The 20,493-nt window shown below is 67.7% G+C and carries 14 protein-coding genes; 8 read left to right on the top strand and 6 right to left on the bottom strand.

Annotation, left to right across the window (positions count from 1 at the left end):
* Positions 1-312: 312 nt before the first annotated feature.
* On the bottom strand, positions 313-2,592 hold the full coding sequence (locus tag CJ014_RS27795; protein ID WP_165790793.1) for an exopolysaccharide transport family protein: 2,280 nt from the start codon (positions 2,590-2,592) through the stop codon (positions 313-315).
* A gap of 174 nt (positions 2,593-2,766) precedes the next feature.
* Between CJ014_RS27795 and CJ014_RS08195 the strand changes: the two genes are divergently transcribed.
* The 5 genes from CJ014_RS08195 to CJ014_RS08175 all read left to right on the top strand — a co-directional run bounded on the left by CJ014_RS08195 (position 2,767) and on the right by CJ014_RS08175 (position 8,369).
* The gene (locus CJ014_RS08195) at positions 2,767-4,074 is read left to right on the top strand and encodes a VpsF family polysaccharide biosynthesis protein (protein ID WP_100079983.1); all 1,308 of its coding nucleotides are present in this window, start codon (positions 2,767-2,769) and stop codon (positions 4,072-4,074) included.
* Positions 4,068-5,516 (top strand): lipopolysaccharide biosynthesis protein, encoded by a 1,449-nt coding sequence (locus CJ014_RS08190; protein ID WP_100079982.1) that lies wholly within the window; start codon positions 4,068-4,070, stop codon positions 5,514-5,516. The genes CJ014_RS08195 and CJ014_RS08190 overlap by 7 nt, the downstream gene beginning before the upstream one ends.
* Positions 5,513-5,992, top strand: coding sequence for a heme-degrading domain-containing protein (locus tag CJ014_RS08185; protein WP_100079981.1), 480 nt, complete (start codon positions 5,513-5,515; stop codon positions 5,990-5,992). The genes CJ014_RS08190 and CJ014_RS08185 overlap by 4 nt, the downstream gene beginning before the upstream one ends.
* 131 nt (positions 5,993-6,123) lie before the next feature.
* Positions 6,124-7,053, top strand: coding sequence for a LysR family transcriptional regulator (locus CJ014_RS08180; protein ID WP_165790792.1), 930 nt, complete (start codon positions 6,124-6,126; stop codon positions 7,051-7,053).
* Between the two features lie 23 nt (positions 7,054-7,076).
* On the top strand, positions 7,077-8,369 hold the full coding sequence (locus tag CJ014_RS08175) for an amidohydrolase family protein (RefSeq protein WP_100079979.1): 1,293 nt from the start codon (positions 7,077-7,079) through the stop codon (positions 8,367-8,369).
* Between the two features lie 47 nt (positions 8,370-8,416).
* On the opposite strand, the gene CJ014_RS08170 is transcribed toward CJ014_RS08175, so the two are convergent.
* Positions 8,417-9,202, bottom strand: coding sequence for a tetratricopeptide repeat protein (locus CJ014_RS08170; RefSeq protein WP_100079978.1), 786 nt, complete (start codon positions 9,200-9,202; stop codon positions 8,417-8,419).
* A gap of 167 nt (positions 9,203-9,369) precedes the next feature.
* On the opposite strand from CJ014_RS08170, the gene CJ014_RS08165 reads away from it, so the two are divergent.
* From CJ014_RS08165 to pta, 3 genes are all read left to right on the top strand, one after another.
* Entirely contained in the window at positions 9,370-10,746 is a 1,377-nt protein-coding gene (locus tag CJ014_RS08165; RefSeq protein WP_100079977.1) for a leucyl aminopeptidase family protein, read from the top strand.
* Between the two features lie 348 nt (positions 10,747-11,094).
* A complete protein-coding gene (locus CJ014_RS08160; protein WP_100079976.1) occupies positions 11,095-12,306 on the top strand; it encodes an acetate/propionate family kinase in 1,212 nt (403 codons plus the stop codon).
* Between the two features lie 19 nt (positions 12,307-12,325).
* Entirely contained in the window at positions 12,326-14,446 is a 2,121-nt protein-coding gene (gene pta, locus CJ014_RS08155) for a phosphate acetyltransferase (RefSeq protein ID WP_100079975.1), read from the top strand.
* Between the two features lie 194 nt (positions 14,447-14,640).
* Here pta and CJ014_RS08150 read toward each other — a convergent pair whose 3' ends face one another.
* From CJ014_RS08150 to CJ014_RS08135, 4 genes are all read right to left on the bottom strand, one after another.
* Entirely contained in the window at positions 14,641-15,693 is a 1,053-nt protein-coding gene (locus CJ014_RS08150; protein ID WP_100079974.1) for a Gfo/Idh/MocA family protein, read from the bottom strand.
* A 75-nt stretch (positions 15,694-15,768) separates the two neighbouring features.
* Positions 15,769-16,554, bottom strand: coding sequence for a ThuA domain-containing protein (locus CJ014_RS08145; protein ID WP_100079973.1), 786 nt, complete (start codon positions 16,552-16,554; stop codon positions 15,769-15,771).
* A gap of 457 nt (positions 16,555-17,011) precedes the next feature.
* Complete coding sequence (gene ilvD / locus CJ014_RS08140; protein WP_100079972.1) at positions 17,012-18,868, bottom strand: dihydroxy-acid dehydratase; 1,857 nt, start codon at positions 18,866-18,868, stop codon at positions 17,012-17,014.
* A gap of 237 nt (positions 18,869-19,105) precedes the next feature.
* A complete protein-coding gene (locus CJ014_RS08135; RefSeq protein ID WP_165790791.1) occupies positions 19,106-20,437 on the bottom strand; it encodes a globin-coupled sensor protein in 1,332 nt (443 codons plus the stop codon).
* Positions 20,438-20,493 lie beyond the last annotated feature (56 nt).

The following is a 20,493-nucleotide window of genomic DNA, read 5'->3' as shown; positions in this document are numbered from 1 at the left end:
TGGCGACTCTCCGGCGCGTCAAGCGCCATCCCGACGCCGGAGACGCGCGACGGACCATGAAGATCCCATCCCCGCCTCCCAGCGAATTGCAACGTCCGGGGAGGGCCGTGCTGCAAACACGGCTCTTCCCGCTCGCTGCCAGCTTAGGTCGATCGCCGTTCAGTCCGGATTTATCCGATCCTTCAAATTGTAACGAAATGCCGATTTGTTTTCGACGGAAGCAAGCGATTGCCCCGGCCGTCCACGCCAGGCGCTGGACGGATGGGGCGTCGCCGGCCGGCGTGGCCGGCACACCCCGTCGGGTGGCGCCCTTCAGGCTCGCTCGGCGACGGCGAGTTGTTCGGGGCGCTCCGTCACCAGCACCAGGCCCGTGAAGGCCGGCAGGGCGCCCAGGAGGTCGCGCACCATCTCCGCCGCCTCGTCGTCGTCCTCGACGACGGCGTCGGCGACGATCAGCACCGCGTCGACCCTGGCGAGGAGAGCCTTCAGCAGCTCCGGCGAATGGCGATGCCCGCAATGCAGGACGACGCGGCCGAAATCGTGGGAGAGCTTGTCGACAAAGTCGGCGATGCGGCCGACGTTGGCGGCGATATCGGCCGCCGCGTCCGGCCCGCCGACGCCGATCAGCGTGACGTCGGGGCCTCCCTCGCAGATGGCGACGCTGGCCGCATCGGCCGTGCCGGCGATGACGTCGATCACGCCGGGCATCGTCTCGTCGACGTAGGCGCGATAGAGCGGCAGATCGTCCCAGGAGGCGTCGACCAGCAGAACGCCGTCCTCGGTCGGGACGTGCGCGAGGCCGAAGGCGACCGTCGCGGCCGCCGGTCCGTCGTTGGCGCCGAGCACCAGGATCTTTCGCGATGCCCCGGCCGCCGTTGTGACGTTGCGGGCAAGGTCCTCGAACGTCTTGGCGGCGGTTGGCAGCGGTACTCCCTCGCCATCGGCGATCGCGCTGGTGAGAATGGTGCGCGCGGTCCGAATGGCCGGCCGCCCCCGCCGGTCGTGGGCGACGACCCGCGTGGCAACGGACAGCTCGGCGAGAACCGGCGGGGCTGCCGGAGCGTCGTCGGAGAGAGCGGTTTCGGCCCGGTCCGCCTCGTCTTCGGCCACGATCGGCGACGGCGCCTCATCGGGATCATCCGCCTCGGCCGCCACTTCTGCGAAGTCGAGGACTGCCTCCTGCAGGGTGCCCGCCGCGACGGCCGGCCTGGTTTCGCCGACGGACTTGGCGACGGCCGCCTCTTCGATCCACCGGTATTCCGGCAGATAGCGGCGGCCGCGATAGACGGCGATGGTCAGCGCGAGGCCGAGGCCGGCGATGCCGGCAAGCGCCAGAATGATGGTTCGGCGCGGAGCGTAGGGCGAAAGCGGCACATTGGCCGGGGCGATGACGCGCGCGTCGGATACCTGCGTGTTGGCCTGCAGGGTGATTTCCTCGGTGCGCGCCACGTAGTTCTTGTACATGTCGGCGCGCAGCGAGGCCTCGTTCTCGAGCTCGCGCAGCTCGATGGTCCGCTCGCTGGTGTCGGTGACCACCGCGCTGGCGTCGTCGAGCGCCTTGCGTGCCGACGCCTCGGCGGCCGCCGCCACCTGGTATTCGGCATCGGTGCTCGCCGACAGCGTCTTGAGCTCGGCCTCGATCTGGGCGTCGGCGCGGGAAAGGTCGCCGCGCGCCGCCACCATGCGGGGATGGCTGGGACCGAGGTCCTGGGCGAGCTCGCCGACCGTGCGGGCGGCCAGCGCCCGTTCTATCTTGAGGCGGCTCAGAACGGTGGAGTCGATGCCGCCGAGCGCGGCGTCCGAACCGCTGGCGCGGGCGGCGGCGATCTTGTCGCGGCGGGCCTTGGCATCCTGCGTGCGCAGGCGGGCGGCCACATAGGCGTCGTTGAGCTGGCGCAGCGTGTCCTCGTCCACCGAACGGCCGTTGGCGGTGAGGATGCCGTGGTCGCGCCGATAGGTCTCGAGCTTCTCCTGGGCGGCGCGGGCCTTGGAGCGGAGGTCGTCGAGCTGACGGTTGATGAGGTTGCTCGCCTCGCGGACCGCGGCCGCCTTCACCTCGACCTGGTTGGCGACGAAGGCCTCGGCGAGTTCCTGCGCGATACGCGCCGATTTGCTGGCCGAGTCGCTCAGCACCGAGATATCGAGCACATAGGTCTGGTCGGCCCGCGCCACCTTGATGGCCTTGACGAGCGCCCTGAGCGTCTCGTCGCTGGTGCCGCCGAATTCCGGGTCATGCTCGAGGTCGAGCGTGTCGATGACCGTCGACAGGATGGCGGCGGAGGTGACGATATTGGCCTGGGTGTCGATCCACACGGCATCGATGCCCTGGATCGGCTGCGACAGATCGGGACCGGCCACCTGCTTGTCGCGGGGGTCGAGCAACACGCGCGCCGTCGATTGCCAGACCCGGGGGGCGAGCGTCGCATAGGCAAGCCCGACGCCGACAAACAGCAACGTGATGGCCAAAATCAGCAACCACTGCCGGAACAGGATGGACAGAAGCACGCCGATGTCGACCTCGCCCGGGCGGCGCGTTTCCTCGGCCGCCGGCCTGCCGGCATCCTTCTCGTCGTATGTAAAGCGGTTGTTCAACTTGCTTTCCGCCCATGTTTGCACGTTGTTAACCATAAGTCGGCGCGCTTAAGGAAACGTGAACGCTGTCGGTCGAAATAGAGACGCCAGCCGTACGGCGAAGACCGCCGGTTAACCATGCGGCCACGACGATCCCCCTGGTTTTCACAGGGTTCGTCAGGGGTCGACACCGGCATGGCCGTACGGGCGTTTCAGCTTCCCGTTTCCTACAGCTCCGCTGGTGCCGGCGTTGTCATCGACGTCCGGCCGTTTGCCGTCGGCCTGACGTTCCTGTCCGTCCTGGCGCTCTTTCTGCTGTCGGGCCAGATGCTTAATCTGATCGGCATCCCCTATGACGCGGCCGGCGGCAGCCCGCTCGTCAAGATCCATCCGGCGAGCTACCTGTCGGTGCCGGCGCTGATGGCCTGGATCGTCGTGGACGGCGGGGTCGCCGCCTTCCTGGTCCGCGGCTGGCGCGAGAGTCCGGGCCTGATCGTCTTTTTCCTGGCGATCGGTCTCCTGGCGTTCCAGGTGATCTTCGTGCAGAAGACGCCTATTTCGCAGGTGATCGACAATTTCGTGCTGACCGCCTGCCTGTTCGCCTCGCTTGTCCGCCTCGGAGCCGGCGAGATGCGGAGCCTGGCGCTCCTCGTGCAAGGGATCCTCGCCGTCAACAGCCTGCTCGGCTACGCGGAGGTGCTGGGCGGTTTCCGGCTGACGCCCCTTTACGTCAACGGGGAACTGCTGTCCTGGGAATGGCGGGCGACGGCGCTGCTTGGCCATCCGCTGATGAACGCCATGACCACGGCGGTCTGCCTGGTGTCGCTGGCCCTCGGCGCCGGACCTTTCCGCCGGGGACCGCGCCTCCTTCTCGTGGCGTTTCACTTCGGCGCGCTGTCTTTCTTCGGCGGGCGAACCGCCATGGTCCTGTCGGCCGCCGCGCTGTTCGTCATAGCCGCCGGCGCCGGCGCCCGCCTGCTGCTCGGATGGCGCTTTTCGCTGGCAACGGCGGCGGCTGCCATCCTGGCGACCACCCTTCTGGTGATCGGCGTCATCCTCGTCGTCGACGGCGGTATGATCGATCGCATCCTCCATCGTTTCGTGGACGACGACGGCAGCGCCATGGCGCGCGTCGCCATGCTCTCGATCTTCCGCGACATGTCCTGGCCGGAGGTGGTGTTTGGTCCGGATGTCGCCGCCGTCAAGGCAATGCTGCCGAGAATAGGCACGCCCTACGCCATCGAGAGCGCCTACATCGGCTTCGTTGCCTATTACGGCGGCTTCGTCACGCTGTTCTTTCTGCTGGGACTTGCCGCCTTCTTCGGCGAGCTGGTTCGCCGCTTCGGCCCATCCGTCCTCATGCCGCTCGGCATCTATTTCGTGATCTCGACGGCCATCTCGTCCTTCTCCACCAAATCGCTGGAGCTCGCGCTTCTGACAACCCTCCTCATCACGGCCTTCGCCTGTCGTCGCCAGTCCCCCGGAGGGGCGCCGCCATGCTGATCCGCCAGACCATCCTCTACCTGCCGGCGCAGTTCCTGTCGCCGGTGGCGCAGTTCCTGTCGATGATGATCTGGACCTGGTGGCTGTCGCCGACGGAGATGTCCACCTTCGTCCTGGTCACCTCGACGCAGGAGCTCGCCTATATGGTGAGCCGGTCCTGGTTCTCCTTCTACACGCTGCGTTTCCTGCCGCCCGCCGAGGATGCCAACGGCCGCCGCCGTTACCTCGAGACCGAGACGACGCTGATCGTGCTGCTGACGCTGCCCGAGCTCGCCGCCGCCGGCCTGTCCATGCATTTCTTCGACGGGCGCGGCGATCCGCTGACCGTCTTCCTGATCATCTCCGCCTATTACGTGACGCGCGGCCTCAATAACCATTTCGGCGAGCGGGCGCGGGCCCAGGACAAGATCCTCGCCTATACGCTGCTCCTGACCTCGGGACCGGTGGGCGGCCTCGTCGCCGGCCTGCTCGCGACGGGCGCCTTCGGCGCCTCGGCCGGCGAACTGCTGCTCGCCTACGCGGCGATGCAGGCGCTCGGCACCGCCCTCGCCCTGCCGATGATCGGCGCCAGCCTCAGGACGGCCCGCCTCGACCTCGTCATCCTGAAGGACGCCATCCTGAACGGCGGGCCGATGCTGGCCATCAACGGCATCGGCTGGTTCGGCGAGAACGGCATTCGCTACGTCGTCGACCATATCGGCGGCTCGGCCGCCTTCGGCCTGATGGCCGTCGGCTGGGGTCTCGGCCGCCGCTCGGCCTCCGTCGCCTCGATGCTGGTGGCCGTCGCCGCCTTCCCGATCGCCGCCCGGCTGATCAACGCCGGCGACCGCGAGGCGGCGCTCGACCAGCTCAAGACCAATGCCGCCCTGCTGACCGCCGTGTTGCTGCCGTCGGTGGTCGGCCTCTGGCTGGTCACGGACATTCTCGTCGACATTGCGGTCGCCGAAACCTACCGCGACGTGACGCGCTCCATCCTCGGCCTCGCCGCTTTCGGCGGCATGGTCCGCGCCTATCATGCCCATGCCACCGGCCAGATGCTGACGCTGGACCGCCGCTACGGCCTGCTCGTCCTCATCGGCCTGTTTGAAATCGCCGCCACCACCGGTCTCGCCACCATCGGCTTCTACATGGACTATCTGGTGGGCGTGGTCGTCGGCGCGCTTATCGCGTCCAGCCTGACGCTGGCGCTCTCAGCCGTCGTCGCGATCCGGCTCTGCGGCTTCCGGTTCCCGGTTGCCGACACCGCCCGGATCGCCGCCGCCACCCTCGTCATGGGCCTTGCCGTCCACGTGGTGGACTGGCCACATACCGCCCTTGGTCTTGTGGGCGCCGTGTTGATCGGCGGCCTTTCCTATGTCGCGGCGCTCGCTGCCGTCTATTATAGGCATCTGCCGCCGCTGGTCGGCCTCATCACCGGAAAATTCGCAGGGACGCGACCATGACTTTCATCTCCCAGGAATTTCTCGACGACCTGCTGGCGCAGGAGGAGCGCCTGCAGTTCCCGGCCTTCGACAACGACACCGCCATTGGCCTCGGCCTCCACCTGATGGAGCTCGGCCGCGCCCGTGGCCTGCCGATCACCGTCGACGTGAGGCGCGCCGGCCAGCAGCTCTTCCACGCCGCGCTCCCCGGCACCGCCGCCGACAACGACGAATGGGTGATCCGCAAGAACGCCGTCGTCATGCGCTTCGGCCATTCCTCCTATTACATGGGCCGGCGGGCGGCGCTGAAGGACGTGCCGTTCCACGAGGCGATGCTGGTCGACCCGCTTGCATACGCCGCCCACGGCGGCGCCTTCCCGATCCGGGTGATCGGTACCGGCCTCGTCGGCACCGTCACCGTGTCGGGGCTGCCGCAGAACGAGGACCACGCGCTCGTCGTCGAGGCGATCGAAAGTTTCCTCGCCCGGCAGGGCTGAGGCCGACCGCTGATAATATGCTGACGGGCCTCGACTTTGCCTTCCGTCTGCGTACATAACGGGCGTGACCCTTTTCCGGGCGCGTCGTTGTGCGCAAGAGGCCGTGCGGCCTCGAACGGGAGTGCCGATCTGTGGAAATCAAGTGGCTCGAGGATTTCGTGAGCCTCGCCAACACGCGCAGCTTCTCGCGCTCGGCCGTCGAACGCCGCGTCACCCAGTCCGCCTTCAGCCGCCGGATCCAGCAGCTCGAACAATGGCTCGGCGTGCCGCTGGTCGACCGCTCCACCTACCCGACGACGTTGACGGCCGAAGGCCGCCGCTTCCGCGAGACCGCCGAGGAGGTGTTGCGCCTGATCCTGCTGGAGCGCGCCGAGCTGCGCTCCGGCCGGGCGCAGGGCCAGGGCATCCTGACCTTCTCGACGCTGCATTCGCTGTCGATCTCCTTCTTTCCCTGGTGGCTGAAGGACGTGGAGTCCGGCTTCGGGCCGATCCACGCCCGGCTGATCACCGAGAACTTCCATGACAGCATCCGCATGTTCGCGGAAGGCGACTGCGACTTCCTGCTCACCTACGAGCATCCGCGCGTGCCGGTGCTGCTCGACCCCGAGCGCTTTCCCTCGCTCGATCTCGGCGGCGACCGGGTGATGCCGGTATCGGCGCCCGACGAGGCCGGCGCGCCGCTGTTCCCGCTGCCGGGCGGCTCGGAAAAGCCCGTTCCCTATCTCGCCTACGCGCCGGAGACCTTCCTCGGCCGGTTGGTCTCCGTGCTGCTAGCCGAGCGCGGCGAGGCGCTCAATCTCGCCAAGATCTACGAGAACCCGATGGCCGAGGCGATCAAGACCATGGCGATCACCGGCCGCGGCGTGGCCTGGCTGCCCGGCAACACCATCCGCGCCGAGATCGAGGCCGGCAAGCTCGTGGTCGTCGATCCCGAGGCGGTGATCGACATGCGCATCCGCATCTTCCGCAACATGGACAAGGTGCGCGCCCGCGTCGAACGGCTGTGGACCTACCTCAAGGATCACACCGACGCGGCCCCGACGGTCCGGACGCCCGCCTGAACTCCGCCCAACCGAGGCTCGCCATGCTCGACCTGCTCATTGAGAACGCCAATCTCGCCGACGGCCGCACCGGCGTCGACATCGCCGTCAACGCGGGCCGCATCGTCGACATCCGGCCGGCGATCGGCGGACCCGCCCGCACTGCCATCGACGCGACGGGGCGGCTGGTGACGCCGCCCTTCGTCGATCCCCACTTCCACATGGACGCGACGCTGTCGCTCGGCCTGCCGCGCATGAACCGCTCGGGCACGCTGCTGGAGGGCATCGCCCTCTGGGGCGAGCTGAAGCCGCTTCTCACCCAGAAGGCGGTGGTCGAGCGGGCGCTCCGCTATTGCGATCTCGCGGTCAGCCAGGGCCTTCTCGCCATCCGCAGCCACGTCGACGTCTGCGACGACCGCCTGCTGGCCGTCGAGGCGCTGTTGGAGGTGAGGAAGCGCGTCGCCCCCTATATCGACCTGCAGCTCGTCGCCTTCCCGCAGGACGGCTTCTACCGGTCGCCGACCGCCGAGCGCAACCTTCTCAGGGCGCTCGACATGGGCGTCGACGTGGTCGGCGGCATTCCGCATTTCGAGCGCACCATGGCCGACGGCGCCGCCTCGGTGCGCCGCCTCTGCGAGATCGCCGCCGAGCGCGGCCTGATGGTCGATCTCCACTGCGACGAGAGCGACGACCCGCTGTCCCGCCACATCGAGACGCTGGCCGCCGAGACGATCCGCACCGGATTGCAGGGCAGGGTGGTGGGCAGCCATCTCACCTCCATGCATTCCATGGACAACTATTACGTCTCCAAGCTGATGCCGCTGATGCGGGAGGCCGGCGTCCATGCCGTCGCCAATCCGCTGATCAACATCACGCTGCAAGGCCGTCACGACAGCTATCCCAAGCGGCGCGGCATGACGCGGGTGCCCGAGCTCCTGAAGGCCGGCGTCAACGTCGCCTTCGGCCACGACTGCGTGATGGACCCCTGGTATTCCATGGGTTCGGCCGACATGCTGGAAGTGGCGTCGATGGCCGTCCACGTCGGCCAGATGACGGCGCTCGATGCGATCGATACCGCCTTCCATTGCGTTACCGACCGGGCGGCAAAGGCGATCGGCCTCGAGGATTACGGCCTGGAAGTGGGCAGGGCGGCGAACTTCGTGCTGTTGCAGGCCCGCGACACGGTGGAGGCGATCCGCCTGAAGCCGACGCGCCTCGCCGTGGTCCGCAACGGCAGGGTGATCGCCGACACGCCACCGCGGCTTGCCCGGCTCGACCTGCCGGGCCGGCCGGAAACCGTCGATCCGGCCGCCTACGCGCCGCCGCGCGGGGAATGACAGAGCGTTTTGAAAGTCGTGCCGGACGGCCGCCGGAGTAGAAGCGGTCAGCCCTGCGCGCGGGCTTCCTTCCAGGTGTTGGCCTGGCTCAGCATCGACTTGAGATAGGCGACGTTGGCCTCCGCCTGCGCCGGGTCGAGTTCCTGCCGGGCGATGGCGTCGGCTTCCTTGAACTTGCCCTGCAAGCCGAGCACCAGCGCCAGGTTCTGGCGAATGCGGCTGGTGGCGCCCGGAAGCGCCGCCGCCTGCCTGAGCGTCTTCTCGGCATTGGCGACGTCGCCGGCCAAGAGATAGGACAGCGCCAGATTGTTGTAGATCGACGCCTCGCGGGGGGCGATCTGCAGCGCCTTCTGGTAGGTGGCGCGCGCCTCGGCCGGATTGCCCTGCTGGTCGAGAATGGCGCCTTCGGCCGAATAGAGCTTCCAGTCGGGCCGGTCCGGCTGCTGGGTCTGGCGGATGACCCTGAGCGCCTGGTCGAAATTGCCGTTGGCCGCCAGCGCCTTGCCGTAGGCGGCGCTCATTTCCGGATCGTTCTGGGAGGCGACCATGCCCTTTTCGAGCACGGCCACGGCCTGGTCGGTGCGGCCGCCGAGCCGTAGGGCGGCGGCGTAGTTCAGGATATTGGTTCGGCTCTTGGGATCGGCGTCGTAGCGCTGGCCCCAGGCCGACGCGGCGGCGGCGATCTGCGCGTCGGTCATCCGGTCGACCGAGCCCGTCACCGAGACGTCGCCGCGGGTGGTGATCACCGGCCGGTTGTTGGCGCACCCGGCGGCGGCGAGTGCGAGCGGCAGCAGCAGGGCGAGAAGCGCAGGACGTCGAACGGAAAGCAGCATCAATCCCACCGCGATGACAGGGCGGCGCGGCCGCCTCGGACGTCCTCCTTGGTAATCTGTTAACCCTAACGGCCGGTTAACCCGGCGCCGCCGGTCCGCTATCCTCGCCTTGCCGCCCTCCGCCCGTCTCTCTACACTCGGGGAAATGCCAACTGGAGTTTGCCGTCTTGCTGTCCGTTTTCGCCGCCGCCGATGAAGCCGCCGTTCCCGTCCATGCCGTGACCGCCGAGGGCCTCGAGGCCAAGCTCGCCGAGCTCGGCGCCGCCGCCTGGGCGAAAGCCAACGCCTTCTCCGCCGATGAGGGAACGATCCTGCTGCTGCCGAATGCCGGGGGCGAGGTAACGGCCGTGCTGTTCGGCCTCGGTCGCGAGGAGAAGGCGCGGCCGCCGCTTCTCGCCGGCAAGCTCGCGACGGGGCTGCCCGCCGGTACCTACCGTCTCGAAGGCTGGCCGGGCGGCCCGGGCGAGGCGGCGCTCGGCTTCGCGCTCGGCGCCTACCGCTTCGAGCGTTATTTGAAGCCGAAGACCGACGCGCCCCGTCTTGTCCTGCCCGACGGCGAGGAGGGCGCCGAGGCCGAACGGGTGGCCGCCGCCGTCTTCATGGTGCGCGACCTCGTCAATACGCCGGCCAACGATCTCGGGCCGGCCGAGCTCGCCGCCGCCGCGCGCGAGCTGGCGACGGCGCATGGCGCGGTGTTCGAGGAATATCTCGGCGACGACCTGCTGGCCCGCGAGTTTCCGCTGATCGAGGCGGTGGGGCGCGGCTCCAGCCGGCAGGCGCGCCTCATCACCTTCACCTGGGGCCGGGCCGACGCGCCGAAGGTGTCGCTGGTCGGCAAGGGCGTCGTCTTCGACACCGGCGGCCTCGATATCAAGGGCGGCAGCTACATGCTGCTGATGAAGAAGGACATGGGCGGCGCCGCCAACGTGCTCGGTCTCGCCCGCCTGATCATGGAGGCCGGCCTCGACCTGCGCCTGCGCGTCGTGCTTCCCATCGTCGAGAACGCCATCTCCGGCGCCAGCTTCCGGCCGGGCGACGTTTTCCCGTCGCGCAAGGGCCTCACCGTCCAGATCGGCGACACCGACGCCGAGGGGCGCCTGATCCTCGCCGACGCGCTGGCGTTCGCCGACGACGAGGCGCCGGACCTGCTGGTCGACCTCGCCACGCTCACCGGCGCCGCCCGCGTCGCGCTGGGGCCGGACATTCCCCCCTTCTATACGCGCGACGACGCCTTCGCGGCCGACCTCGCGGCGGCCGGCCTCGCCGCCGGCGACCCGCTCTGGCGCTTGCCCCTGTGGGCGCCCTACGAGGACGGGCTGAAGTCGAAGATCGCCGACCTCAACAACGTGGCGCCCGGCGGCTTTGCCGGCTCGATCACCGCCGCCCTGTTCCTCGGCCGCTTCGTCGAGCAGGCGAAGACCTGGGTGCACGCCGACATCTTCGCCTGGGTGCCGGCGGCCCGGCCCGGCCGGCCGGAGGGTGGCGAGGCGCAGGCGATCCGCGCCCTCTATCGCTATCTGAAGGATCGCTTCGGCCGCGCCTGAACGGCAGCCGGCAAGCAGTCGATATTAAAAAAGCTGTTCGGCGGCGCGTACTTATGCCGCTGCCGGGCGGCTCGTCTGCGTCTTGCGCATTGCTCTTGCCCGAGCCATTCCGTGAATGCGGGCGACAGTTTTTGTTAAAGTCATGAAAAGAAAATATAAATTGGATCGCGTTAGGATCGGCGATGTTTCCTTCGTTTTCACAACCCTGATTTTGGTACGGGGTGGGCCGCATACCAAATCTACCCGATCTCGGATATTCGCCGCAAATCCACGAGATTTGGTATGACGGGGGCGCCGCCGCTCGCCGTATCCTCGGTCAATCCAACGAGAATCGATAGAGTATCGCCGATGTCGACATCTTCCCCCCTGATCCTGGTCATCAACAGCGGCTCCTCGTCGCTGAAGTTCGCCATCTACCCGCTCGGCGAACGCCAGCCGCTGGCCTCGGGCCTTGCCGAGCGCCTTGGCCAGAGCGATGCCTCGATCCGCATCGACGTCGACGGCACCAAGAACAAGACCGCGCTGGTCCCCACCAACCACCAGGGCGCCGTCGACGCGCTGATGGCCTTCCTCAAGGAGCGCGGCTGGTTCGAGCGCGTCGCGGCGGTCGGCCACCGGGTCGTCAACGGTGGCGAGCGTTTCACCGAGAGCTGCATCGTCACCGACGATGCGATGATCGAGGAAATCGGCACCTGTCCTTTCGCGCCGCTGCATAATCCGGCGCACGCGATCGGCATGCGCGCCGCCGTCCACGCCTTCCCGAAATTGACGCAGGTGGCGGTGTTCGATACCGCCTTCCACCAGACCATGAAGCCGGAGGCTTTCCTCTACGCCCTGCCGCGCAAGTACTACCGCGACCTCGGCGTCCGCCGCTACGGCGCCCACGGCACCTCGCACCGCTATGTGTCCGGCGAAACCATCCGTCTGCTCGGCCTCGATCCCAACGACAGCGGCGTCGTCGTCTGCCACCTCGGCAACGGCTCGTCGGCCACCGCCGTGCTGAACGGCAAGTGCGTCGATACCTCGATGGGCCTCACCCCGCTCGAGGGCCTGGTCATGGGCACCCGCACCGGCGACGTCGACTACGGCGCGCTCGCCTACATCGCCAAGAAGACCGGCCTCGACGTCGACGGCCTCGAGAAGATGGCCAACCGCGAGAGCGGCCTGCTCGGCCTGTCGGAACTCTCCAACGACTGCCGCACGCTGACCGAGGCGGCCCAGGCCGGCAACCATCAGGCCGAGGAGACGCTCGACGTCTTCGTCTTCCGCCTCTGCCGCTACATCGGCGCCCTGACCGCCGCCCTGCCGCGCCTCGATGCCGTTGCCTTCACCGGCGGCATCGGTGAGAATTCCGCCTATATCCGGGCCAAGACGCTGAAGCGCCTGTCGGCTCTCGGGCTCGACCTCGACGAGGAAGCCAATGCCACCATCTTCGGTGGCAAGAGTGGTATCGTCTCTCGGTCGAGAAAGCCGGTGGCCATCGTCGTGCCGACCGACGAAGAGCGCGTGATCGCCGAGGACACGGCCCGCCTCGCCGGTCTCCTGCCTGCCAACGCCTGATGCGAAAGGGACGAAGGCCATGACTCCGAAACCCTCCTACCGCACGTTCTTCCTGGCGCCCACCTCCAGCCAGCAGGGCATTTCCTCGGTGGCGCTCGGCCTCGTCCGCGCCTTCCAGCGCGAAGGCTACGACGTCGGCTTTGCCAAGCCGGTGGCCGATCCCGAGGCCTATCCCGACGGGCTCGACCGCTCGGTGCATTTCGCCCGCACGCTGCTCGGCCTCAACACGCCCGACCCGATCCCCGCCGAGCGCGCCGAGGAGATGATCCGCACCGGCAATCTCTTCACGCTGCTCGAGGAGATCGTCGAACTGGTCGAGGAGGCGCGCGGCAACCGCTCCATCGTGGTGGTCGAAGGTCTTCTGCCGTCGACCACCCATCCGCTGACCATCGACCTCGACATCGCCATGGGCCGGTCGCTGTCGGCCGAGATCATCCCGGTGGTTCCCGGTCTCGACGCCACCGTCAAGTCGATCGTCGGCGATCTCGCCGACGCCCAGCACCGCTTCCTCGCCGAGGGCCGTCCGTTTGCCGGCCTGATCGTCGGCCGCGCCCGCGGCGGCGACGTCAAGGCGGAGGAGTTCTCCAAGGCGCTCGAGGCGGCCAATATCGGCGTGCCGGTGCTCGCCGTCACCTCCGACGAGCCGGCGCTCAATGCGCCGCGCCTGATCGACGTCGCCTCCGACCTCGGCTTCGGCATCCTCAGGCCCGGCGACATCAAGAAGGCGCGCGTCGGCGAGATCGTCATCGGCGCGCGCAGCCCCGACAAGGTGGTGAAGGCGCTGAAGCCCGGCACGCTGGTGGTCACCCCCGGCGATCGCTCCGACATCATCATCACCACGACGCTGGCCAGGTCTTCCGGCATGCCGATCGCCGGTCTGCTGCTCACCTGCGACGAGCCGATGGCGCCGTCCATCTCCGAGTTCCTGTCGCCGCGCTTCGGCGACCTGCCGGTGCTGACCACCGAGTTGCAGACCTACGACGTCGCCGTCCGCCTCAATTCGATGGACCGCCGCGTCCGTCACGAGGACGCCGAGCGCATGGAAAAGCTGCTCGAGCACGTGGCCGACCACATCGACCTCGCGCCGCTCGCCCCGGCGACGGCACGCGGCAACGGCGGCCTGATGACGCCGCCGATGTTCCGCCACCGCATGATCCAGGAGGCGCGCGCCGCCAACCGCCGCATCGTGCTGCCGGAGGGCGACGAGCCGCGCACCATCAAGGCCGCCGTCATCTGCACGCAGAAGCGCATCGCCCGCTGCGTGCTGGTCGGCGATCCCAAGGCGATCAAGGACGTCGCCACCACCCACGGCATCGAACTGCCGCCGGAGCTGGAAATCCTCGATCCGTCCAAGGTGCGCGCCAGCTACGTGGCGCCGATGGTCGAGCTCAGGAAGTCGAAGGGTCTGACCCCGCCGCAGGCGGAGGCGCAGCTCGAGGACAACGTGGTGCTCGCCACCATGATGCTCGCCATGGGCGACGTCGACGGCCTGGTGTCCGGCGCCGTTCACACGACGGCCTCGACGGTGCGCCCGGCGTTGCAGCTCATCAAGACCGCACCCGGCAACTCCATCGTGTCCAGCGTGTTCTTCATGCTGATGCCCGACCAGGTGCTGGTCTACGGCGACTGCGCCATCAACCCCGACCCGTCGGCGGACGAACTGGCCGAGATCGCCTGCCAGTCGGCCGACAGCGCCCGTTCCTTCGGCATCGACCCGCGCGTCGCCATGATCTCCTACTCGACCGGCACCTCCGGTACGGGCAGCGACGTCGACAAGGTGCGCGCCGCCACGCTCAAGGTGATGGAGAATCGCCCCGACCTCCTGGTCGACGGCCCGATCCAGTACGACGCCGCCTCGGTCGAGAGCGTCGGCAAGCAGAAGGCGCCGGGCTCGCCGGTGGCCGGCCACGCCAACGTCTTCGTCTTCCCCGACCTCAACACCGGCAACACCACCTACAAGGCGGTGCAGCGTTCGGCCAACGTCGTGTCGGTCGGTCCGATGCTGCAGGGTCTCCGCAAGCCGGTGAACGACCTGTCGCGCGGCGCCCTGGTCGACGACATCGTCTACACCATCGCGCTGACCGCCATCCAGGTCAGCCAGAACGCGCAGCCGGTACAGGCTGCCGCCGCTGCCGAGTAAAGGCGGCGGCAAACGGATCGAACAAAAGCCGGCGGCCTTCGGGACGCCGGTTTTTTGTTGTCGCGGCGACGGACCGGACTTTCCGGGACAACCCGCTACCGCCGGGAATCCCATTTAATAAGCCGGCTTGTCCCGGCGAAACGAAAAGGCCGCCGGATCAGCCCGGCGGCCTCGGATTTGCCTACGAAACCGTATCAGCCGGCGACGGCCAGCTCGGTCCTCAGCCTCTCCGTCTCGAAGGACGCATCGAGGATGCGTTGCAGTTCGGCGGCCCGGCGGAAGCTCGGCTCCAGGGTGCCGCCGGCCTTCACCGCATCGACGAACCGCTTGTAGTTCATCGGCACCGGCTTGGCCGTGACGGGACGCCAGGTCTGGCTGTTGATATCCTTTTCGCCCTTGCAGACGCGCAGCCAGGTGCCGTCGGAGCCGTTCTGGATTTCCAGGGCGCCCTTGTCGCCGAATACCCGGACACGCAGCGTGTTGGCGTAGCCGGTGGCGAAGCGCGAGGCATGGATGACGCCGATGGCGCCGTTCTCGAACTCGAGCGTGCCGGCGAAGCTGTCGTTGGCGTCGAGCGTGTATTCGCCGATCTTGTCGTCGGGCGCCTTGTGGAAGGTCTTCAGGCGGCCGAACAATCGCGTCACGTCGGTGCCGGCGCCGAACGAGGCGAAGTCGAGAATGTGAATGCCGACGTCGCCGATGACGCCCTTGGAGCCGTGATTTTCCGACAGGCGCCACAGCCAGCGGCTCTCGGTCCGCCAGTCGCCCCAGTGCGTGCCGGTCAGCCAGCTTTGCAGATAGCTTGCCTCCACGTGCTTGACGTCGCCGATGACACCCGAGGTGACCATCTGGTGCATCTTGTGGATCTCGGGAACGTTGCGATAGCTGAGGTTCACCATGCCGACCAGGCCGGCCTTTTCGGCCGCCTCGGTCATTTCCAGCGCGTGGGCATAGTTGGTGGCCAGCGGCTTTTCGCACAGCACGTGCTTGCCGGCGGTGAGCAGCGCCATGGTGGTCGGATGGTGGGCGAGATCGGTGGTGACGTTGGCCGCCGAGTCGAACTTGCCCCAGACGATGGCGTCCTCCACCGTGGCGAACGTGTGGGGAATGTTGAATTCCTTGGCGAAGGCGGTGGCCAGTTCCGGGAAGATGTCGACGCAGCCGACGATTTTGACACCGCGAATCTGGGCGAAATGCTTGGCATGGTGGCGGGCCATGCTGCCGGTGCCGACGATGATGAGGCGCATGTGGGAAGGGTCCGTGGGCAGGAAGGCGGAAGGAACGACGGCCGGCAGACGGCTGCCGGCCGCTTGAAGGCTCGCTCAGCGCAGGCCGGGAGCGCCCTTGGCGTGGATGGTGAGGCCGCGTTCCTTGATCGGCTCCGGCGCCTTGTCGACCGGCACGTTGGGCGCCTCGGTGATCGCCGTCCAGGCGGGGGCCGGGTTGTAGGCCCATTTCACGGCATTGCGCAGCACGGTCAGCACGTTCTCGTCGTGATAGGTGGGGTAGGCTTCATGACCGGGGCGGAAATAGAAGATCTTGCCGGCGCCGCGCTTGTAGCAGAGGCCGGAGCGGAACACCTCGCCGCCCTGGAACCAGGAGATGAATACGGTTTCATCCGGCTCGGGAACCGAGAAGGGCTCGCCGTACATCTCTTCCATGTCGAGCTCGATCTTCTCCGGCAGGCCGGCGGCGATCGGATGATTGCGGTTGACCACCCAGAGGCGCTCGCGCTCGCCGGCCTCGCGCCATTTGAGCGCGCAGGGCGTACCCATCAGCCGCTTGAAGATCTTCGAGAAATGCCCGGAGTGGAGGACGAGCAGGCCCATGCCTTCCCAGACGCGCTTGGCGACGCGCTCGACGATCTCGTCCTTGACTTCGCCGTGGGCGGCGTGGCCCCACCAGACCAGCACGTCGGTGGCGGCGAGCTTTTCGGCGGTCAGACCGTGCTCGGCCATCTGCAGCGTCACCCAGCTCGCTTCGATGGACGGATCGACGTTGAGGGCGTCGGCGATGGTGCTGTGCATGCCATCGGGGTAGAGGTCACGAACGACCTGGCTGGTCTGCTCGTGAACGTTCTCGCCGAAGACGGTGGCGCGAATGGTCATGGAAGTCCTCCCGGGGATGAGCGGTCCGGCGCGGTTGATGCGTGTCCGCCGAAGCCGCGGCAAGGTCCGGCCCGCCGGCCCTCCTCGGGCGATATGGGACGAGACGCGGCATCTTGCTTCCTGGCTATTCAAAGCGCTTTTAATGACACTTGTCAAGGGCCGCCCGATAAGGATGCGCCAGTCGGGCAATTGCTTGTTCCATCGAACATATTTTGGATAGCGAAATAATAAAAGCGCTTTGGATGAATCGAAACAACAGAACCGTCCGAAACAGGCGGAATCGGCGACTTGTTGCACAACTGATTTGATATGCAAATTCGGGCGGTTATCGGGCGCCGCACAATCCGCCGCCGCCGTGCGCCGCCGGCCCGGCGAACGGCCGATGCGAGGCATGCGGAGCCGATCGATCGGTTTGGCGGCCATCGGGAGGGCGGCCGCCCGCCGCCCTCTTCCTTTGTCAGCGCTCGATCTGGCTCACGTCGCGCACGGCGCCCTTGGCCGCCGACGTCGCCATGGCGGCATAGGCGCGCAGCGCCGCCGATATCTTGCGCGAGCGCGGCGCGACCGGCTTCCAGGCCGCCTTGCCCTTGGCCTCCATGGCGGCGCGGCGCGAGGCCAGGACGTCGTCGGAGACCAGGAGTTCGATGCTGCGCTTCGGAATGTCGATGCGGATACGGTCGCCCGCCTCGACCAGGCCGATGGCGCCGCCCTCGGCGGCTTCCGGCGACGCGTGGCCGATGGACAGGCCCGAAGTGCCGCCCGAGAAGCGGCCGTCGGTCAGAAGCGCGCAGGCCTTGCCGAGGCCCTTCGACTTCAGGTAGCTCGTCGGATAGAGCATTTCCTGCATGCCCGGGCCGCCCTTGGGGCCTTCGTAGCGGATCACCACCACGTCGCCGGCCTTGACGTCGCCGCCGAGGATGCCCTTCACCGCCGCTTCCTGGCTTTCGAAGATCTTCACGTCGCCCTCGAAGACGAGGATCGACTCGTCGACGCCGGCCGTCTTCACGATACAGCCGTCCTGCGCGATGTTGCCGAACAGCACGGCGAGGCCGCCGTCCTTGGAATAGGCGTGCTCCACCGAGCGGATGACGCCTTTCTCGCGGTCGACGTCGAGCTCGTTCCATCGCCGGTCCTGGCTGAACGCCTCGAGCGACGGCACGCCGCCGGGCGCCGCCGCGAAGAAGGTGCGGACGGCTTCGGAATTGGACTGCATGACGTCCCACTCGCCGATCGCCGCCTTCAGCGTCGGCGCGTGGACGGTCGGCAGGTCGGTGTTGAGAAGGCCGCCGCGATCCAGCTCGCCGAGCAGGCCGAAGATGCCGCCGGCCCGGTGCACGTCCTCCATGTGGATGTTGGCGACGGCCGGCGCCACCTTGGAAAGGCAGGGTACGCGGCGGCTGAGGCGGTCGATGTCGGCCATGGTGAAATCGACGCCGGCCTCCTGGGCGGCGGCCAACAGGTGCAGCACCGTGTTGGTCGAGCCGCCCATGGAGATGTCGAGCGTCATGGCGTTCTCGAAGGCGGCGAAGGAGGCGATCGAGCGCGGCAGCACGCTCTCGTCGTTGCCTTCGTAATAGCGCTTGCAGAGATCGACGATCAGCCGGCCGGCCTTCTGGAACAGCGCCTTGCGGTCGGCGTGCGTCGCCAGCACCGAGCCGTTGCCGGGCAGGCTGAGGCCGAGCGCCTCGGTGAGGCAGTTCATCGAGTTGGCGGTGAACATGCCCGAGCAGGAGCCGCAGGTCGGACAGGCCGACCGCTCGTAGGAGCGCACGTCGGCATCCGACACCTTGTCGTCGGCGGCCGCCACCATGGCGTCGATCAGGTCGACCGACTTGGTGACGCCCGACGTGAGCAGCACCTTGCCGGCTTCCATCGGCCCGCCGGACACGAAGACCGCCGGGACGTTGAGGCGCAGCGCCGCCAGCAGCATGCCGGGCGTGATCTTGTCGCAGTTGGAAATGCAGACCATGGCGTCGGCGCAATGGGCATTGACCATGTACTCGACGCTGTCGGCGATGAGATCGCGCGAAGGCAGCGAATACAGCATGCCGTCGTGGCCCATGGCGATGCCGTCGTCGACGGCGATGGTGTTGAATTCCTTGGCAAGGCCGCCGGCCGCCTCGATCTCGCGGGCGACCAGTTGGCCGAGGTCCTTGAGGTGCACGTGACCGGGCACGAACTGGGTGAAGGAGTTGACCACGGCGATGATCGGCTTGCCGAAATCGCTTTCCTTGACGCCGGTGGCGCGCCACAGGCCGCGGGCGCCGGCCATGTTGCGGCCGTGGGTGGAGGTGCGGGAACGATAGGCGGGCATGGCTTGGTCCATCTCGGTGGAAGGCGTGTTGCCTGACGGATGGGACCGTTTTGCCGAAAAAGCAAGGGCGGCGGCGGCGCAAAGCGTTCGCCGGCGGGTAGACGCATGGCTGAGACGGGCTCGCGGCGCCCTGATGAACGTGATGCTCACCGGCCGGTCGGCAGATGAAAAAGCAGGGACAGCCGCCTTCGGGCGACCGTCCCAATTCATCGTTGCCGCCGCATCCGGGCCGTGCCGTCAGGCGCCGCGCACCTTGGCGAGGAAGCCCTTGATCTCCGAGCGCAGGCAGGCGCAGGTCTCGTCGAGCTCGGTGGCGCCGCTCTTCATCCGCTCGCTGGCGTCAACCGCCGCCGCGTTGGCCTGCGACACGCCGTCGATGTGTTCGGTCACCTCGGCGGTGCTGGACGAAGCCTGGTTGAGGTTGCGCGAGATGTCGAGCGTGGCCGTGCCCTGTTCTTCCACCGAGGCGGCGATGACGTTGGAGATCTCGCTGAGGCGGGCAATAACGCTGGAAATCGCATTGATCGCCGCCACCGACTGCTCGGTCGACGACTGGATGCCGTTGATCTGGTCGGCGATGGTCGACGTCGCCTTGGCGGTCTGGTCGGCGAGCTGCTTGACCTCGGCGGCGACCACGGCAAAGCCCTTGCCCGCCTCGCCGGCCCGCGCCGCCTCGATGGTGGCGTTGAGCGCCAGGAGGTTGGTCTGCGAGGCGATGTTGTCGATGAGGTCGACGACGTCGCCGATCTTCTTGGCCGCCTCGGAAAGTTCCTTGATCTGCGTCGAGGTGCGGACGGCGTCGGCGGCCGCCTCGGCGGCGACGCGGCTCGATTCCTCGACCTGCCTGGTGATCTCGGCGATCGAGCCGGTCAGTTCCTCGGTGGCGGCGGCGACGGTCGCAACGTTGGCCGAGGCCGTCTCGGCGCCGCGCGTCACGCTCTTGGCGCGCTCGGCGGCGCTGTCGGTCGCCTGGTCGAGATCGCTGGTCAGGGCCGCCATGTCCTTGGCCGAGGCCAGCACCTTGTCGGCGATGGCGCCGACCGACGATTCGAACTCCTGGGTGACCCGGTCGATCAGGCTGTGGCGCGCCGCCCGTTCAGCGTCGATGTAGACCGAAATGGCAAAATCCATGTCGACCATGACGGCCTTGCTGAGGGCCTGCAGCAGCTTGAGCCGCGTCTCTTCCCGGCCGCCCTTGAACAGGCCGCCGGAATAGTCCTTGTTGATGCGGCCGATGAGCGTGGCGAGCAGGAAGTCGTAGCCGCCGATATACCAGGTGGGCGACAGGCCGATCCGATAGTGCGTTTCGCCGATCTTCGACACCGACTGGAAGTAGGCCTCGTCGAAGCGGCCGTCCAGCACCCGTTCCCAATGCTTGAGCTGCGCTGCCTTGGCATGGGCCATGTGCTCGGGCGACCGGAAGAAGCGCTTGGTCTCGGGGAATTCGGCGATGTGCCGATAGAAGGCTTCGATGCCCTCTGCAAGGATGCCGGAGATGTAGGAGCGGTGCTCGCGGAGGGTCGCGGCGACGGTGTCGTCGATGGCGTGGAAACCAAGGCGTTGACGCATGTCAGGGGCAAGAGTCGAGGGAGCGGACATGCCGGTTCCTTTATGGTGCGGGTCGG

The organism is Pleomorphomonas carboxyditropha (genome assembly GCF_002770725.1).
Lineage (GTDB): Bacteria > Pseudomonadota > Alphaproteobacteria > Rhizobiales > Pleomorphomonadaceae > Pleomorphomonas > Pleomorphomonas carboxyditropha.
This window is presented reverse-complemented; position numbering and strand designations above follow the sequence as displayed.

What these genes read in the sequence shown, in the direction of transcription:
- ilvD (WP_100079972.1), bottom strand. Translation starts at nt 18,868, where the DNA reads ATGCCCGCCTATCGTTCCCGCACCTCCACCCACGGCCGCAACATGGCC.
- CJ014_RS08170 (WP_100079978.1), bottom strand. Translation starts at nt 9,202, where the DNA reads ATGCTGCTTTCCGTTCGACGTCCTGCGCTTCTCGCCCTGCTGCTGCCG.
- CJ014_RS08135 (WP_165790791.1), bottom strand. Translation starts at nt 20,437, where the DNA reads ATGCGTCAACGCCTTGGTTTCCACGCCATCGACGACACCGTCGCCGCG.
- CJ014_RS08195 (WP_100079983.1), top strand. Translation starts at nt 2,767, where the DNA reads ATGGCCGTACGGGCGTTTCAGCTTCCCGTTTCCTACAGCTCCGCTGGT.
- pta (WP_100079975.1), top strand. Translation starts at nt 12,326, where the DNA reads ATGACTCCGAAACCCTCCTACCGCACGTTCTTCCTGGCGCCCACCTCC.
- CJ014_RS08145 (WP_100079973.1), bottom strand. Translation starts at nt 16,554, where the DNA reads ATGACCATTCGCGCCACCGTCTTCGGCGAGAACGTTCACGAGCAGACC.
- CJ014_RS08175 (WP_100079979.1), top strand. Translation starts at nt 7,077, where the DNA reads ATGCTCGACCTGCTCATTGAGAACGCCAATCTCGCCGACGGCCGCACC.
- CJ014_RS08150 (WP_100079974.1), bottom strand. Translation starts at nt 15,693, where the DNA reads ATGCGCCTCATCATCGTCGGCACCGGCAGCATGGCCCGCCACCATGCC.
- CJ014_RS08190 (WP_100079982.1), top strand. Translation starts at nt 4,068, where the DNA reads ATGCTGATCCGCCAGACCATCCTCTACCTGCCGGCGCAGTTCCTGTCG.
- CJ014_RS08185 (WP_100079981.1), top strand. Translation starts at nt 5,513, where the DNA reads ATGACTTTCATCTCCCAGGAATTTCTCGACGACCTGCTGGCGCAGGAG.
- CJ014_RS08160 (WP_100079976.1), top strand. Translation starts at nt 11,095, where the DNA reads ATGTCGACATCTTCCCCCCTGATCCTGGTCATCAACAGCGGCTCCTCG.